At 69.9% G+C, this 15,381-nt stretch carries 15 protein-coding genes; 8 read left to right on the forward strand and 7 right to left on the reverse strand.

Features of this window, described 5'->3' with window-relative positions; all coding sequences use genetic code 11:
• Positions 1-16: 16 nt before the first annotated feature.
• The gene (locus ACSHV8_RS13250; protein WP_436532785.1) at positions 17-2,989 is read left to right on the forward strand and encodes a CHAT domain-containing protein; all 2,973 of its coding nucleotides are present in this window, start codon (positions 17-19) and stop codon (positions 2,987-2,989) included.
• Here the strand turns inward: ACSHV8_RS13250 and ACSHV8_RS13255 are convergent.
• Positions 2,979-3,539, reverse strand: a complete 561-nt coding sequence (locus tag ACSHV8_RS13255; protein ID WP_436532787.1) for a Pycsar system effector family protein — start codon at positions 3,537-3,539, stop codon at positions 2,979-2,981. The genes ACSHV8_RS13250 and ACSHV8_RS13255 overlap by 11 nt on opposite strands.
• Positions 3,540-4,046: 507 nt before the next feature.
• Here ACSHV8_RS13255 and ACSHV8_RS13260 point away from each other — a divergent pair.
• Complete coding sequence (locus ACSHV8_RS13260; protein ID WP_436532789.1) at positions 4,047-4,424, forward strand: hypothetical protein; 378 nt, start codon at positions 4,047-4,049, stop codon at positions 4,422-4,424.
• A 589-nt stretch (positions 4,425-5,013) separates the two neighbouring features.
• Here ACSHV8_RS13260 and ACSHV8_RS13265 read toward each other — a convergent pair.
• Both ACSHV8_RS13265 and ACSHV8_RS13270 read right to left on the reverse strand, forming a co-directional pair.
• On the reverse strand, positions 5,014-5,643 hold the full coding sequence (locus ACSHV8_RS13265; protein WP_436532791.1) for a hypothetical protein: 630 nt from the start codon (positions 5,641-5,643) through the stop codon (positions 5,014-5,016).
• A gap of 163 nt (positions 5,644-5,806) precedes the next feature.
• On the reverse strand, positions 5,807-6,265 hold the full coding sequence (locus tag ACSHV8_RS13270) for a MarR family winged helix-turn-helix transcriptional regulator (RefSeq protein ID WP_436532792.1): 459 nt from the start codon (positions 6,263-6,265) through the stop codon (positions 5,807-5,809).
• A 68-nt stretch (positions 6,266-6,333) separates the two neighbouring features.
• On the opposite strand from ACSHV8_RS13270, the gene ACSHV8_RS13275 reads away from it, so the two are divergent.
• Positions 6,334-7,182, forward strand: a complete 849-nt coding sequence (locus tag ACSHV8_RS13275; protein WP_436532794.1) for an SDR family NAD(P)-dependent oxidoreductase — start codon at positions 6,334-6,336, stop codon at positions 7,180-7,182.
• A gap of 311 nt (positions 7,183-7,493) precedes the next feature.
• On the opposite strand, the gene ACSHV8_RS13280 is transcribed toward ACSHV8_RS13275, so the two are convergent.
• The gene (locus ACSHV8_RS13280) at positions 7,494-7,745 is read right to left on the reverse strand and encodes a replication-relaxation family protein (RefSeq protein WP_436536757.1); all 252 of its coding nucleotides are present in this window, start codon (positions 7,743-7,745) and stop codon (positions 7,494-7,496) included.
• Here ACSHV8_RS13280 and ACSHV8_RS13285 point away from each other — a divergent pair.
• Positions 7,698-8,009, forward strand: a complete 312-nt coding sequence (locus ACSHV8_RS13285; RefSeq protein ID WP_436532796.1) for a hypothetical protein — start codon at positions 7,698-7,700, stop codon at positions 8,007-8,009. The two genes, ACSHV8_RS13280 and ACSHV8_RS13285, sit on opposite strands and share 48 nt — an antisense overlap.
• A gap of 18 nt (positions 8,010-8,027) precedes the next feature.
• Here the strand turns inward: ACSHV8_RS13285 and ACSHV8_RS13290 are convergent, their stop codons facing one another.
• A complete protein-coding gene (locus tag ACSHV8_RS13290) occupies positions 8,028-8,585 on the reverse strand; it encodes a dihydrofolate reductase family protein (protein ID WP_436536759.1) in 558 nt (185 codons plus the stop codon).
• A gap of 124 nt (positions 8,586-8,709) precedes the next feature.
• On the opposite strand from ACSHV8_RS13290, the gene ACSHV8_RS13295 reads away from it, so the two are divergent.
• On the forward strand, positions 8,710-9,645 hold the full coding sequence (locus ACSHV8_RS13295) for an aldo/keto reductase (RefSeq protein ID WP_436532798.1): 936 nt from the start codon (positions 8,710-8,712) through the stop codon (positions 9,643-9,645).
• A gap of 54 nt (positions 9,646-9,699) precedes the next feature.
• Here the strand turns inward: ACSHV8_RS13295 and ACSHV8_RS13300 are convergent, their stop codons facing one another.
• Positions 9,700-11,292 carry a methyl-accepting chemotaxis protein gene (locus ACSHV8_RS13300; protein WP_436532800.1) on the reverse strand — a complete coding sequence of 531 codons (1,593 nt, stop codon included), beginning with the start codon at positions 11,290-11,292 and terminating at the stop codon, positions 9,700-9,702.
• 57 nt (positions 11,293-11,349) lie between these two features.
• Here ACSHV8_RS13300 and ACSHV8_RS13305 point away from each other — a divergent pair, with 57 nt between their 5' ends.
• Both ACSHV8_RS13305 and ACSHV8_RS13310 read left to right on the forward strand, forming a co-directional pair.
• Positions 11,350-12,111 (forward strand): cyclase family protein, encoded by a 762-nt coding sequence (locus ACSHV8_RS13305; protein ID WP_436532802.1) that lies wholly within the window; start codon positions 11,350-11,352, stop codon positions 12,109-12,111.
• A gap of 40 nt (positions 12,112-12,151) precedes the next feature.
• Positions 12,152-13,555: a chitinase gene (locus tag ACSHV8_RS13310; RefSeq protein WP_436532804.1), complete on the forward strand. Its 1,404-nt coding sequence runs from the start codon at positions 12,152-12,154 to the stop codon at positions 13,553-13,555.
• On the opposite strand, the gene ACSHV8_RS13315 is transcribed toward ACSHV8_RS13310, so the two are convergent.
• Complete coding sequence (locus ACSHV8_RS13315; protein ID WP_436532806.1) at positions 13,556-14,272, reverse strand: maleylpyruvate isomerase family mycothiol-dependent enzyme; 717 nt, start codon at positions 14,270-14,272, stop codon at positions 13,556-13,558.
• A gap of 65 nt (positions 14,273-14,337) precedes the next feature.
• Here ACSHV8_RS13315 and ACSHV8_RS13320 point away from each other — a divergent pair, with 65 nt between their 5' ends.
• Positions 14,338-15,378, forward strand: coding sequence for a peptidase C39 family protein (locus tag ACSHV8_RS13320; protein WP_436532808.1), 1,041 nt, complete (start codon positions 14,338-14,340; stop codon positions 15,376-15,378).
• Positions 15,379-15,381 lie beyond the last annotated feature (3 nt).

Raw genomic sequence — 15,381 nt, forward strand, 5'->3', positions numbered from 1 at the left:
ACGGTAAGGAGCCGTGATGCCGGACGACGAGGCCGTCGGAGGCGAGCCCTGGGCCAGGAAGATGGACGAGGTGGCCGAGGCCTGGGTACGAGACGGTGATCTGGACCGTGCGATCGAGGTCCGTCGCGAGACGCTGGCCCGCCTCGACGGCGACGTGCCCGGCGGGATTCGTCTCGACCTGTCGACGAATCTCGGCATCGACCTGATGGATCGGTACCGGCGCGACGGCGACCCGGCCGATCTCCGTGCGGCCTGTGCGATCGGCGAGCAGGTCTGGCAGCAATCGCTGCCGGGCACGCGCCTTGAGGTTGCCGCCAACCTGGCCGGGCGACTGTCCGCCCGGTCGCTGCTCCCCGGCGAACCCGACCGGACCGAACAGGCCCGCGAGCTGCTTGAAAGCGAACTCGCGGCGGCCGCCGGCGACGACCCGGAACGGCCCGTGGCGATATCGGCGCTCGCCGGGATTCACCTGCAACTGTGGCGCCGTGGCGGCGACCGGAGCCGGCTCGAGGCCGCCCTGCGAACACTCACCGACGGCCTGGACCCGCAGACCGCCGGCCCAGAGGTGGTCAACGTCGCGGGCCTGCTCGCCACGGCCGCCGAGCAGAGCTTCGACCGGGACCTGCTCGGCCTGGCCGAGCGGCTGACCCGGTCCGGGATCGCGGCCGGGCGCCCGGCCACCGCGTCGGTGCGAATGGCGCTGCACCGGTTACTGGCGTCGGTGCTGCATGCCCGGTACGAGTGGGCCGGGGACCGAACCGCTCTCGCCGAGGCGATCGAGGCCGCCGGGGCCGCCGTGCGTGAAGCCGGCACCGCGGCAGACCGGGCGCTGGCCCTGTCGGTCCGGTCAACGGTGCGGGCCACCGCGGCGCGCCTGACCAACGACCGGGCCGAGTTCACCGCGGCGGTCGACGACGCCCGGGCGGCACTCGAGAGCGCCTCGGATCACTGGCGCGACGGTGAGTACGCCACCAATCTGGCGTCGTTGCTGGCCGAACGGTACGACCTGTTCGGCGACAGCACCGATCTGGACCGAGCCATCGCACTGCTCGATCGCCTGCTGGCGACCGACCCGGACCCGGACATGGCGCCTGCGGTCGCCAACAACCAGGCCAACAACCTGCTGGCCCGGTACGAGCGGGACACCGCCGCCAAGGATCTGGACCGGGCGATCGAGCTGGCCGGACAGGCCATCGAGCTGACCGACCCGGACAGCTCGGAGCTCGCCGCCCGTCACGACACCGCCGGGCGCCTTTACGCGGCCCGCGCCCATCATCGCCACGACCCCCACGATCTGGACACAGCCGTACGACATGCCGGTCTGGCTGTGGCGGCCACCGGCAATGGCTCCCCTGACCGGGCGTTGTACCTGAACAACTGGGCCAACTGGGAGTCCGAGCGTTGGCAGCGCGACGGCGACGAGCAGGTGCTGGACCGGACGATCGGGCTGCTCGAACAGGCGCTGGCCGCGACCGGACGAGCCGAGGACGACATCCAGGGATCGATGGCGGCGACGATCGCGTTCAACCTCGGGGCCCGCCTGCAGGACCGGTTCGATGTGCTGCGGGACAGAGGCGAGGTGGACATGGAGACACTCCAGCGTGCCGCCGACCTCTTCGACGAGGTGCTCGGCGCCGGCTATCCGCATCTGGCGGTGGTCGCCGGGCGGCGCCTCGGCGGCATCACCTGGCTGGCGCGGATGTGGCCGCAGGCGCAACAGTCGTTCGCGGCCGCGTTGCAGGCCGCCGGTGAGCTGACCGGGTTGCGTCCGCTGCAGGCCGACAAGGAACGAGCCCGTTCCGGGGTACAGGGCATCGGTGCGATGGCCGCCCTCGCCGCGGTGCGGTCCGGTGACCCCGCGGCGGCCGCGGTTCACCTGGAACAGGCGTCAGCGACGCTGATCGCCGAAGCGATCGGCATCCGGGCCGAGGCGGTCACCTTCGCCGGCATCACCGCCGCGGCGGCCCGGATGAACCGGCACATCCTGTTACTCGGGTGCACGCCGGATGCCGGCGTCGCGGTGCTGGTCGCCCCGCACGGCGTCGTGAGCACCGCGGAGCTGCCGTTGATGGACGAGGCCGGCGTGGCCGAGGCGGCCACCGTGTTCCGGCAGGACCTGCGCCGGGCCGAGGACAGTTCCGACGCCGCACAGATCCGGCTGACGGCGGCCGACCGGTTCGCGGCGTGGACGTTGACGTCGCTGGTCAACCCGGTGCTGCCACTGCTGGACGGGGTGTCACGCCTGGCGGTGCTGCCGCTCGGGCGCCTCGCCTGGCTTCCCGTCACGACCTGCGGGAGGCCGGGGGAGGGGGCCGCCCTGAGCGACTACGAGCCGATCCTGCTGATTCGGGCCGGTGCCTCCGGCCAGGCCCGGACGCTGACGGGCGAGGCACCGCGGGTGGTGGTGTGGGCGGACACCGGTTCGGTGGCCCGGCCGATCCCCGCCGTTGCGAAGGAGGCCACGGCAGTGGCCGGCCAATACCCGGGCGTGCGACCGCGGGTCGACGAGGAGAGCGGCCTGGACGCTGACGCCGCACTGGATCTCCTGCTCGACGCTGACCTGGCACACCTGGCCTGCCACTGCGATGTGGACGTGGACAACCCGCAGGAGACGATCCTGCGGCTACGACCGCCGATCCGGGTGAGCCCGCGCCCGGCCGCCGGCGCCCGGCGTGGACACATCGTGCTCAGCGCCTGCGATGCCGCACTGACCGGTGCGGCGCTGCCCGACGAGGCGTTCAGCGCGGCGACGGCGTTCCTGCTGGCCGGTGCCGGAATGGTCACCGCACCGCTGTGGCCGGTCAACGACGTCACCGTGCCGAAGCTGATGCGCGACTACCACGCCCAGCTGGCTCAGGGTGTCCCGCCGGCCACGGCCCTGGCCGCGGTGCAACGGCGGTGGGCGTTGAAACGATCGGCGTACGTACACGGTCCGTGGGTGGTCACCGCGTGGCCGGACGTGGTGAGCGATCCGGCGATCAATGGTTGAACAGCGTGATCACCGCGGCGACGGTGAGCAGGACGAATCCCGGCAGCAAGGCGAGGACGGCCACGTTGAGAGCCCGGTACTTACGGGTGGCGACGTTGGCGTTGGACCAGATCTGCCGGGTCAGCTCGGCGAGCAACGCGGGCCGATCGGCGACCAGTTCGGTGTATGCCGTGGTGAAACCGTCGGCATCGGTGCCGAACCGGTCGGTAATACTGCGGTAGAAGATCAGTCCGCTGTGTCCGCCACGGCTGCCCAGACGGGGCAGGATGGCCATCGCCCCGGCGACCGCCGCCACGGTGATCGCGGCCGCGCAGATCGAGGCGACGACGATCAATGCGCCGCCGGGCCGGTCGGCCGTGTTGATCAGCGTGTAGAGAAGACCTCCGGCCACCCCCGCCGAGGCGAGCGTCGCGGTCGCCTTGGTTTCGGCGTGCTTGATCCATTCGACCACCAGGCCCAGCGTGCGCCAGGCGTCCTCGGGGGTCGGTTCCGGTCTGACTTCGGGAACAGGCGGGGTCTGAGCGTGGCGGCGGCGGAAGACAGTCGCCAAGGTCACCTCCTTCGATGTGACCCAATGTACTCAACCGACTCCAGTGTGCATACCCAGCTGACCTGGGCCGAGCGTCGATCCACGGCCACGGCCGGTGGGTCCGCCAGATCGGCGCGCTGACGATCGCAGTGTGCGGCCCGGCTTGCGAACTCGTCGCTGGTCGGGATGGTTTCGGCGGTCATACCCGGATGCCGCTGGATCACGAAAGAACCATCGATCAATTTCCGGTCAGACCATCCGGGGCTGTCCGGTGATCAATGGCGACGAGGTTCACCTCAGGGCGGCTCGGTCGATTCTCCGACCGGATAACCTGGTTCCTGAACAGCCGCGGCTGGGAGCGGTGCCGTCGCGGTCCTGTCCCATGCGGGCCGGTCGGCGAGCGTCTTCGAGAGCGACGGGGCGTACCTGCTGTCGTTGCATGGCAGCGGGCGGCAACTGGCGCACGGACACACTTCCGAGATCTCCGCGGCCGTTGACGCGGCGCGCCGATGGGTCGAGGGAGACGGCTTGGAGCAACTTGCCGTTGCCCAGCCCTTCGTCGAGTTCTCGGGGCTTCAGCTCGCCTGCGAGCGAGGCGACGCCCGCGACTTCCAGTGGGCTGCGGTGCTCGACGCGGCCGAGCGGGACGAGCAGCACTTTCGCGAACTCGTGGTCCTGGCCGCGCGGGACGAGTTCCTGAGGCGGCTCTTCCCACATCTGGGCCATCGCTTCGCGCTCTCGGCCGATGAGCACAGCGGCAGCGTGCTCGTCGCCGTGTTCGCCCACCGGCCCGGATGGTTCGTGATCTACAACCGTGGTGGCGACGACGGCCACGCGTTCGCGGGCGACGCGCCCCGGACGGTTCGATACCTGGTCGACCGGCTTCGGGATCAGATTGCTCGATGACGAGAGGCCACCCTCGGCCGAGAGATCCGAACGAGGGGCGAGGGTGGCCTCACGGTCCGACATGGATGGCGTCAGCCGGTGATGATTGGTGGCGCGGTGCGTTTCCGGGTGATGCGGCCGATCTTGGCGCAGGGCTTGCCGGTCTCCGGCAGGGCCGTCGACGCTCAGGCTGCGGACATTGACGACTGGCGATGCCAATCCAATGCTCGGCCCACTGGCAACGTTGTTATCCCACTGCGGTCGTCCACCGCCTCAGTGAAACGCAGGTCACCTTCATGATCATGAAGGTGAAGACTCCCTCTCCCGCATGTCGAGGAAGCAGGACAAGCCGACGTGTGTCTGGCCGGGTGCCGGATCGGCCCGCTGTTCTGGCGGATTCTTCCCAGGCTGGTGCCTTGTCTTTGAACAATGGCGGTGCAATCCGACGGTCTTGAACCTGCTTCGGGCAGACCGTGAAGTGTTCTACGGCCAGGCAACGCTCGCCGCCGCACCCTGCAGTGTCCCCAATCCGGATGGACCACTCAACAACGTCGTCCGCAGCGGCGACGACACCGGGTAAAGCGCTCGAGGACGGGAGCGCAGCCTTGCGTCAGATGCCGAGAGGCGCGTTGATCTGCAGACGCCGGTCCACGGCCGCGGCCAGTGGGTCCGCCAGATCGGCATGGATGCCCAGCACCCATGCATGCAGAGCGTTCAAGAAACCGGCGAGATCCTGCTGAACCTCATTCAGAAGCTTCGGCAGGGCAAAGCGTGAGATGTCGATGTGCGGTTCGCCCGGGTCGCGGACCGACCCTGAATGAAGTTGACCGCTGTTTTTCCACACGCGGACCGCCGCCCCTCGATGCTCGATCAACGGGTCGGGGTCGTGGCCGAGATCGATCACCTCACCGTCGATTACGCGTAGCCAATCACGCCATTCGTCGAGGCCGACGCAGCAGCCGGGGTCGATGACAACAACCTCACTGCCCACCTGCAATCCACCTGGCGCGAAGTCTTCATCGTCGCTGGCCAGATACTTTTGGATTGCCTCGGCGGCGTCAGGCTCGGTGATGGAAAGGTCGTCGGCGGTCACGCTGCGGCCGATCAATGCCCAGACCACCGCCCCCACCTGCTGTGACGTCGGCACACGCGGAACCGTGATATAAAAGTCGGTCAGCTCGGCCGACCAGAACGGGCAGTCGGCGGACCACCGCTCCAGCACCGGCCTCAGCGTGATCATCGTATGAGGCTGGCGGGCCGAAGACGCGCCTGCGACAGCATTGACCGCCCCGTCGCAGGGTCCGGGCCCTACCGGGCTCATTCACGGACCGGATCAGGTTCAACGACAAAACTGAGCTCACTGCGGCCCGCCGCAGCGGTCCACGACATAGCCACCGTGACCGTCAGCTGACCACGCCCGGAGACGGTTCGGAGGTGAGCCGGCCGAGCAGTTCGACGAGCTGGGCGAGATCGTCATCAGACCATTCCCGCGTACGGGCGTGGAACACATCGCCGCGGTCCTGCAGGGTGGCGGCGACGCGTTCGCGCCCGTCGGTGCTGAGCCCGACGATGACGCTGCGCTTGTCGTCCGGGTTGGGGGAGGCCTCGAGCAGACCAAGCGTGCGCATCTTGCCGATCAGGGTGCTGGTCGAGCTGCGGTCCATGTGCACGGCCTCGGCGACCTCGCTGGGTTTCGCGGGGCCGAAGGCGTAGAGCCAGCGCGCGATGTGGAATGCCGCCGGTTGCAGCTGCGAGTGGAAGTGCGCGGCGCTGCGTTCGCTCAGCGCGCGGGTCGCGCTGACGAGGGCGTTGATGCCCTCGCCGAGGGCCAGTTCGAGTTCTCGCCGCGAAGTGGTTTGCATATTTCCATCATACCTGCTTATTGTGATGGGGATATGCAAATTACCTGAGGCTTCCGAACAGGATCGACATGCGGCCCACCATCGTCATCACCGGCGCGACCAGCGGCCTCGGCCGGCTCGCGGCCATCGACCTCGCCCGGCGCGGCGCCCGTCTCGCGATCACCGCCCGCGACGCGGACAAGGCCGAGCAGGTCCGCCAGGAGATCGGCACCGACCTGGTCGACGTCTTCCTCGCCGACTTCACCCGGCTCGACGACATCCGGCGCATCGGCGCCGAGATCGCCGCCCGTTACGACCACATCGACGTCCTGATCAACAACGCCGGCATTCACGCATTCGAGCCACGCACCACGCCCGACGGCTACCCGGAGATGGTCGCCGTCAACTACCTCGCCCCCTGGCTGCTGACCCAGGCCCTGCTACCCGCCCTGCGCCGGGCGCCCGCCGCGCGGATCGTCACCGTCGCCTCCGAAGCGTCACGCCGCCACGGAACCCTTCGCCTTCCCCAGGGCCTGACCGAGACGGTCGCCTTCACCGCCCGTGGCTCTTCCGAGCATTACGGCCGGTCGAAACTGCTCGACATCATGTTCACGATGGAGCTCGCCCGCCGGCTGGCCGGCGCAAGCGTCACCGCGAACTGCCTCGACCCCGGCTTCAACACCACCGGCCTGGGCCGCGAGCTGCGATTCGCCGCCGTCCTGGAGAAGGTCCTCACCCGGCTCGGCATCGGTGATCCCAGCCGGGGTGCCGGCCTGATCGTCGCCCTGGCCGCCGACCCCGCTTTCGCCGATCGGACCGGGGGCTACTACACGGTCCGCGGAACCCGCCGGACCAAACCCGTCACACCCGGTGACGACCCGCAACTGCAGGCCACCCTCTGGCGCGAGACCGAGCACCTGCTCGGCATCCGCCGATGAACCGGGTCGTAGACGACTGTGAACGGTGAATGGTCAGACGCCCGGCCGGCAGCGTGACGCCGGTCTGGGGCGCAATGACCTCGTCGACCGGGGTGCGGATGAAGCGCCCACGACCCCTGATGACCAAGGTTTGTGGCCGATGCCACGTACCGGGGCGTGACCTTGACTCTTGGGGCACCGGCGGACGGTAGGCAGATCGCGGCACAGAGATCAAGATCTTGCATAGATCAAATGTCATGGCACAGAATTCGCCGAATCTTGGAAGAAGCTGTGAACACGGGGGCTCCACATGCGACGGCGTATCGCTGTCATCACTGCGCTTGCCTTGGGTCGATCAGGCCGGTCGGCAGCCAGAACAGCACCGGCCAGCGCAACTGCTGCTGATGCAACGTCCGATACCCGGCCAGCTTGGCCGCCCCGGTCGCGTGGCTCTCGGTGCCGGTGTCGTGTTCGAGAAAGAACGCCACCTGCGCCTCCCGCTCCCGCCACACCCCGTGCCCGTCCGGCCGGGTCCCGTGGTTGATCTTCGCGAAGGTGCGGGCCGGCGACCACCACCGTGCCAGCCGCGCCCCGGGGTTCCGGCGGGATCATCGCAGGTCAAGCTGGCCGGCCTGCCGGCGCTCGGATTCCCGGTCGCGACCTGCGTGCGGGAGCCGGCCGCCGACCCGGCCGGCCCGATCTGGCGGCCGGCCGGAGCAGATCGCCGCCGGCTGAGGCTGGGCGAGCTTCCGGGCGGGCACGGCGGTGCCGCTCGGCTGGGTCCCGGCCCGGCCGAGCCGGGGCAGCACCCGCTGGCCCTGCTCACCGGCGTCGCGCTGCGGCCGTGAGCGCCGACCCGGGACCGGTCAGTCGGCGCGGCGGTAGTGCATGGCCACCACGCCGTTGCGCAGCGGCTGCGCCGAGATCAGATCGAGGCGGCGCGTGGCGGGCAGCCCACCCTGGTACAGCGTCGGGCCGTGCCCGGCGATCCGGGGGTGCACCAGCAGCCGGTACTCGTCGATCAGATCCAGGCGGTCGAGTTCGGTGGCGAGTGTGCCGCTGCCGAGCAGGACCCCGGCCGGGGTCGCGTCCTTGAGCGTCTGCACGTCCGCGCGCAGGTCGCCGCCGAGGTGGTGGCTGTTGGCCCAGGTGAGGTCGGTGCGCGTGGACGACACCACGTACTTGGGTTTGGCCTGCAGCTTGACCGCCCACTCGTGGATGGCCGGCGGGGCCTGCACGTCGCCGCGGGCGACGGCCGGCCAGTAGCCTTCCATCATCTCGTAGGTGACCCGGCCCCACAGCATGGCGCCGTTCTCGTCCAGGAGCCGGGTGAAGTAGGCGTGGGTCTCGTCGTCGGCGATCCCCTCCTGGTGGTCGACGCAACCGTCCAGGGTGACGTTGAGGCTGAACGTGAGCAGGCCCATGGCCCGCGAGTCTAGTGCCACGACGGGCTCGGCTCAGGGGCGACGCGTCGGCGTACCCGACGGAGCCGGGGGCCGTGCGGTAGTTCACAGCGTGATGGGTTCTGCGGTGGGATAGAACCGAGCTATGACGAGGATCGGTAGTGAGATCGAGGTTTTCCCGCTCGCGCTCGGCGGCAACGTGTTCGGGTGGACCAGCGACGAGAAGGCCTCCCACCAGGTGCTGGACGCCTTCGTGGCCTCCGGCGGGAATTTCGTCGACACCGCGGACGGGTACTCGGCCTGGGTGCCCGGTAACTCGGGCGGCGAGTCGGAGACGATCATCGGGTCGTGGTTGGCCGCGCGCGGCAACCGCGACCAGGTGGTGATCGGGACCAAGGTCAGCCAGCACCCGGACTTCCGGGGCCTGGCCGCGGCCACCATCGCGGCGGCGGCCGAGGCGTCGCTCAAGCGGCTCGGGACCGACTACATCGATCTGTACTGGGCGCACTACGACGACGCCGCGACGCCGCTCGTGGAGACCGCCGGCGCGTTCGACGCCCTGGTCAAGGCCGGGAAGGTACGCACGATCGGCGTCTCCAACTACACCGGCGAGCGCATCCGGGAGTGGTTCACGATCGCCCGCCGGGAGGGTTTCGCCCTGCCGGTGGCCGTGCAGCCGCACTACAACCTGGTCGCGCGCGGCGGCTACGAGCGCGACATCGCACCGGTCGCGGCCGAGGAGAACCTGGCCGTGGTGCCGTACTACGCGCTGGCCAGCGGCTTTCTGACCGGCAAGTACAAGACGTCGCAGGACCTGGCCGGGGCGGCCCGCGGCGGCGCGGCGGCCAACTATCTGAACGAGAACGGCCTGGCCGTGGTGAAGGTCCTCGAGGAGGTCGCCGCCGCGCACGAGGTCACCGCGGCCAGTGTGGCCCTGGCCTGGCTGCGCGGGCGCCCGGACGTGGCCGCGCCGATCGCCAGCGCCCGCACCCCCGAGCAGGTGCCCGCCCTGGTCACGCTCGTCGAGTTGACCGGCGACGAGCGCAGCGCCCTGGACGAGGTGTCCGCGCGCCTGGCGTAGGGACACTCACGGCGGGAGGCTCAAGGGCCTCCCGCCGTACGCCGAAATCGGGGTTTAATGTCGGAAACCGCCGACCAGGGTGGTCATGTCCTCGGCGAGACGGTTGAGTTCGGCGGCGGTGCGCTGGGTGGTCTGCGCGGCCTCGGCCGTCGAGGTCGCCACGTGCGCGACCGTGGAGACCGTGCCGGCCACACCGCTGCTGCCGCCGGCCGCCTCGGCGACCGTGCGGCTCATCTCGCCGGTGGTCGCGGTCTGCTGCTCGACCGCCGACGCGATGGTCGTCGTGTAGTCGCTGATCCGCTCGATCACCTCGCTGATCTCGCGGATCGCCAGCGACGCGGCCTCGCTCGACCCCTGGATGGCGCCGATCCGCGAGGTGATCTCCTCGGTGGCCTTGGCGGTCTGCTGGGCCAGTTCCTTGACCTCACCGGCCACCACCGCGAAACCTTTGCCCAGCTCACCGGCCCGCGCCGCCTCGATCGTGGCGTTCAGGGCGAGCAGATTGGTCTGCTCGGCGATCGTCGTGATCAGCTTGACCACGGCCCCGATCTCCGCGCTGGCCGCCCCCAGTGACGCCACCTGCTCGTTGGTCCGGGCCGCCACCACCAGGCCCTGCTGCGCGACCCGGGCCGCCTGGGAGGCGTTCGACGCGATCTCGCTGATCGACGCCGACATCTGCTCGGCGCCCGCCGCGATCGACTGCACCCCGGCGCTGACCTCGTGTGACGTCGCCGTCGCGTCGGTCGCGCGCTGCGCCACCTCGGCCGCTTCGGACTCCAGGCGGGTGCTGACCGTCGACAGTTGCGCGGCCTGCTGGGTGAGCGCGGCCGCGGCCTGTTTCATCCGCCCGCCGATGGTCTCGCGCAGCCGGGCGCCGGCCGAGTTCAGCGAGGTGGCCATCACCGCCAGCTCATCGGTGGTGTGCACCGGGACGCAGACGGTCAGGTCGCCGCCCTCCAGCGCGCGCAGCGCGTCGGTGACCTCGTGGACCGGGCCGGCGATGCGCCGGGCCAGCACCAACCCGGCCGCCGCCATGCCCAGCAGCAGCACACCGCTGCCGATCGCGATGATCGCCTCGGTCCGGGTGACCGAGTCACCGGCGGCGGCGTTGCGGGCCTTGAGCAGGGTGACCTCCTCGGCCTGCATGTCCGACAGGACCGTGCGGATGTCGTCCATCACGGCCTTGCCGGAGCCGGCCAGCACGACTTTCAGCGCCGCGGCGAAGCCGCCGCCGCCGGAGCGCAGGTCGATGGTCTGTCTCAGCTCGGCCAGCTTCGACTCGACCAGCGGTTCCAGACTGTCGAGGCGTTTCTGCTGCACCGGGTTGTCCGAGGTCAGCCCGCGCAGCGACTGCTGCTCGGTGGCCAGGTCGCTGCGGGCCTGCGTGTACGGATCCAGGTAGCTCTGCTCCCCGGTGATCAGGAACCCGCGCTGTCCGGTTTCGGCATCCTTGAGACTGCTGGAGATCGACGCTATCTGTGCGAGCACCCGATACGTATGGTCGACCTGAGCCGCACTGTCGCCCAGCGAACCCACCGACCGATATCCGGTGGCCCCGATGATGACGAGGCCGATCCCGGCCGCCGCCAGGACCACCGCAATCTTGCGGCTCAACGTCCAGCGGAGCCGCGGCTCACTCACCGTCACGAGGGAAAGCCTGTCAAACAATCGGACCGAACAACCCCAGGATGGGAGCGTACGAATATGTGCATCGAACACGGCGTCACGCGCCGGGCCGCACTCTTCGGCGGTGCGGGGGTCGCCGCGTCGCTGGCCCTGAGCGCGCCGGCGGTGGCCTCGGCGGCCGGCCAGCTCGATCTGACCTACACCCTGGGCCCGGCGTTCCCGCCGTTCTCGCCGGGGGAGGAGGCCGTGCGGCGGACCGTCACGACGATCGCCGAGGACGGTTATTTCATGCAGGAGTGGCGGGTCCTGGAGCACATCGGCACTCACGTCGATGCGCCCGCGCACTTCACCGCGGGCGGGCGGACCTCGACCGAGCTGCGGCTGTCCGAGCTGCTGCTGCCGGCCGTGGTGGTCGACATCGCGGGCCGGGCGGCGCATGAGCCGGACGCCGTCGTGACCGTCGAGGACCTGCTCGCCTACGAGCGCCGCTACGGCCGGATCCCGGACGGCGCGGCCGTGCTGATGTACTCGGGCTGGGGCGCGAAGATCGGCGACGCCGCCGCGTACCGCGCGCACTTCCCGGGTTTCGGCCCGGACGCCTGCGAGTGGTTGTTGCGCCGCCGCCGGATCCGCGCGCTGGGGGTCGACACGCTCAGCATCGATCCGGCGCCGTCGGAGACGTTCGACGTGCACGTGGCCCTGACCGGCGCCGACCGTTACGGCGTCGAGAACCTGGCCAATCTGGCCCACCTGCCGCGCAAGGGTGCGCGGATCTTCGTGGGGCTGATCCCGTACGAGGGCGGCTCCGGCGGGCAGGCCCGAGTCATCGCGAACTGGTAGACCTCTTTACATCTTCAGTTAACAGTCCTAATAATTGCGCATGCGTCGATCCGTGATCCTCGCGGCCGTCACCGCCCTGGCCGCTGCATGCTCAACCGTCTATGTCGCGACCACCGCGAGCGCAGCCGTGGCCTGCGCTCCCGCGTGGAGCGCGACCGCGACCTACGTCAAGGACAACGTCGCCTCCAAGGGCGGCAACAACTACACCGCGAAGTGGTGGACCCAGGGCGAGGACCCGGTCCTCAAGAGCGGCCAGTGGGACGTCTGGATCAACAACGGCGCCTGCGGCGGCGGCACGACCAACCCGTCCCCGTCGCCGTCCACCACCAGCGCATCGCCCTCACCGTCGCCGTCGGTCACCCCGTCCACGTCACCGACCCCGTCGACCTCGCCGAGCACGCCCATCCCGGTCGGCGGGCTGCCCAAGCACGCGCTCATCGGCTACCTGCACGCCAGCTTCGCCAACGGCTCCGGCTACCTGCGGATGGCCGACGTCCCGGCCGACTGGGACATCATCAACCTGGCCTTCGGCGAGCCGACCAGCGCCACCTCCGGTGACATCCAGTTCAAACTCTGCCCGGCCACCGAATGCCCCGGCGTCGAGTCCGAGGCCGAGTTCACCGCCGCGATCAAGGCCAAGCGCGCGGCCGGCAAGAAGGTGCTGCTCTCCATCGGCGGCGCCAACGGCCAGGTCCAGCTGACCACCACCGCGGCCCGCGACAAGTTCGTCAGCTCGGTCAGCGCCATCATCGACAAGTACGGCCTGGACGGCGTCGACGTCGACTTCGAAGGCCACTCGCTGTCGCTGAACACCGGCGACACCGACTTCAAGAACCCGACCACCCCGGTCATCGTCAACCTGATCAGCGCGCTGAAGTCGCTCAAGGCCCGCTACGGCGCCGGGTTCGTGCTGACCATGGCCCCGGAGACGTTCTTCGTCCAGCTCGGCTACCAGTACTACGGCTCCGGGCCGTGGGGTGGCCAGGACCCGCGCGCCGGCTCCTACCTGCCGGTCATCTACGCCGTCCGCGACTTCCTGACCGTGCTGCACGTGCAGGACTACAACTCCGGCTCGATCATGGGCCTGGACAACCAGTACCACTCGATGGGCGGCGCCGACTTCCACATCGCGATGACCGACATGATGCTGGCCGGCTTCCCGGTCGCCGGCAACACGGCCAACATGTTCCCGGCCCTGCGCGAGGACCAGATCGCCTTCGGCGCACCCAGCTCGGTCAGCGCCGGCAACGGCTACATCTCCCCGGCGGCGATCCAGCAGGCGGTCAACTGCCTGGTCAAGGGCGTCAACTGCGGCTCCTACACGCCGCGCAGCGGCCTCAACCCGAACTTCCGCGGGCTGATGACCTGGAGCATCAACTGGGACAAGTTCTACAACTGGGAGTTCAAGAACAGCCACGAGCCGTTCCTCAACGCCCTGCCCTGATCACGTGACCGCATAGGTGCGCAGCAGACGCAGCGCCTGGTCGCCATGAGGTCCAGCAGTTGCGAGACCGGACTTCTCCGGCGCCAGGCGCTGTGCGCCGACCCGGCAGAACTCGCCTGCGGCGCCGGAGATCATCGACTCGGCGCCGGCATCGCCGAATTCCCACCGTGATCCGTCGGGCGCGGTCAGAACACAATTGACGGGTACGGGCGTCAGCCCGGCCAGCCGCCACGCATACGGCAACGTGCTGTGACCGAGCCAGGCCACGTGACGCAGCCGCGCCGTGTCCGGATAGTCCAGCCCGAGCGCCTCGGTGATGTCCAGGGCGTGCGCCCAGTGCTCGGCCAGCCGGGTCGTGGCCAGCGTCCGCGGCTTCAACGCGTTGGTGACCCACGGCAGCGGCCGGCTCGGATCGGCCGCGCGCAGGGTGGCGACCGACGCCCGTCGCGCGGCCTGCCACCGTACATAAATCTGTTCCGGCGCAGCCGGGTCGTTGCCGACCATGCCGTTCATGCCGTCGTCGACCGTGTCGCCGAACCGGCGCCAGTCGACACCGCCGGAGGCCACCGCCTCCTCGGTCTGCGCGAGATGCAGCACGACGTCGGCCACGCTCCACCCGGCCGCCGCCGACGGGCGCCTCCAGTCCTCGGCGCTCAGCCCGTCCAGCACCACGGCCAGTGCGTCCTGCTCAGCCTCAAGATCGTCGATGACGTCCATGAGTCACCCTATCGCGCACCGAAGATCACCCGCTCGCGTCGAAAGTGTGCAGGTAGCGTCGATCCGTGAGAATCACGGCGAATCCCGCCACCGCCTTGCCGGCCGTTGTGCCGGCTGCGACTCTGGAGCGCTGGCGTCGGCACGGTGGTGTCCAGGAGGCCGTGCTGTGGACCGGCGAGGACGACTCCGGGCTGGTCACAGCCGCTGTCGAGGTGCATCGGCCGCTCACCGCGTACCGTCTGATCCTCGATCTTTGGGAAGTTGACGGTCGCGGCGATGAGCTGGTCGCAGCCATCGAGCACGCCGCCTGGGAGGCCGGGGCGGCCGGGGTCAAGCGGTGGTTCCCGGCGGCCGGCGGCCAGGCCTGGGAGCGGTCGCTGGCCCGCGGCTACGAGGAGGTCGCGGTACCGCGATGGTCGGGGCCGGTCGCCGGGCCGCATCACCGGGACCCCGGGGCCGGGCAGGTCAAATGGCGTTCGGCGCCCGCGCGGCGCGTCCCCTATCTGCGGCAGACCACCGACTTCACGTGCGGGCCGGCCGCGCTGCTCATGGGGCTGGCCGCCCTCGGGCTGCGGGGTGAGCCGACGCGCGACGACGAGATCCGGTTGTGGCGTTCGGCCAACACGATCGGCGGGAGCGAGCCGCTCGGGCTGGCACTGGCCGCCCTGGGGGAGGGCGCGGTGGCGCGGGTGTCGCTGTCCACCTCGGCGTCGACCCTGCTCGAACTGTGCGGCACCGACGAGGAACGGGACCTGCGCGGGTTCATCCAATCCGGGTTCCGGACCGACCTGGCCGCTGCGAACGCCGACGTCCGCACAGAGGCCTTCACCATCGCAGATGTCCAGGCGATCCTCGACGCGGGTGGGGTGTCCCTGGTCCTGATCGAGCAGTTCGGCATGCACGCCTCCAGTTGCCCGCACTGGATCCTGGTCCACAGCCACCGCGACGGCATCCTCTACGCCAACGACCCGTGGACCGACGCCGACCTGGGGGAGACCTACCTGGACGGGCTGGACCTGCCGTTGCCCGCGCTGACCCTGGACGGGCTGGCCTGGTACGGCCGCCCCGCCTATCGAGGTCTGCTCGCCCTCAGTCCGCCGCGGTAGCCC

Source organism: Actinoplanes sp. HUAS TT8 (assembly GCF_051380535.1).
In the GTDB taxonomy this organism is placed as follows: Bacteria; Actinomycetota; Actinomycetes; order Mycobacteriales; family Micromonosporaceae; genus Actinoplanes.

Excerpts from the sequence above, each read along its gene's own strand:
- ACSHV8_RS13275 (WP_436532794.1), top strand. The coding sequence starts at position 6,334 with ATGCGGCCCACCATCGTCATCACCGGCGCGACCAGCGGCCTCGGCCGG.
- ACSHV8_RS13310 (WP_436532804.1), top strand. The coding sequence starts at position 12,152 with ATGCGTCGATCCGTGATCCTCGCGGCCGTCACCGCCCTGGCCGCTGCA.
- ACSHV8_RS13270 (WP_436532792.1), bottom strand. The coding sequence starts at position 6,265 with ATGCAAACCACTTCGCGGCGAGAACTCGAACTGGCCCTCGGCGAGGGC.
- ACSHV8_RS13295 (WP_436532798.1), top strand. The coding sequence starts at position 8,710 with ATGACGAGGATCGGTAGTGAGATCGAGGTTTTCCCGCTCGCGCTCGGC.
- ACSHV8_RS13305 (WP_436532802.1), top strand. The coding sequence starts at position 11,350 with ATGTGCATCGAACACGGCGTCACGCGCCGGGCCGCACTCTTCGGCGGT.
- ACSHV8_RS13290 (WP_436536759.1), bottom strand. The coding sequence starts at position 8,585 with ATGGGCCTGCTCACGTTCAGCCTCAACGTCACCCTGGACGGTTGCGTC.
- ACSHV8_RS13315 (WP_436532806.1), bottom strand. The coding sequence starts at position 14,272 with ATGGACGTCATCGACGATCTTGAGGCTGAGCAGGACGCACTGGCCGTG.
- ACSHV8_RS13265 (WP_436532791.1), bottom strand. The coding sequence starts at position 5,643 with ATGATCACGCTGAGGCCGGTGCTGGAGCGGTGGTCCGCCGACTGCCCG.
- ACSHV8_RS13250 (WP_436532785.1), top strand. The coding sequence starts at position 17 with ATGCCGGACGACGAGGCCGTCGGAGGCGAGCCCTGGGCCAGGAAGATG.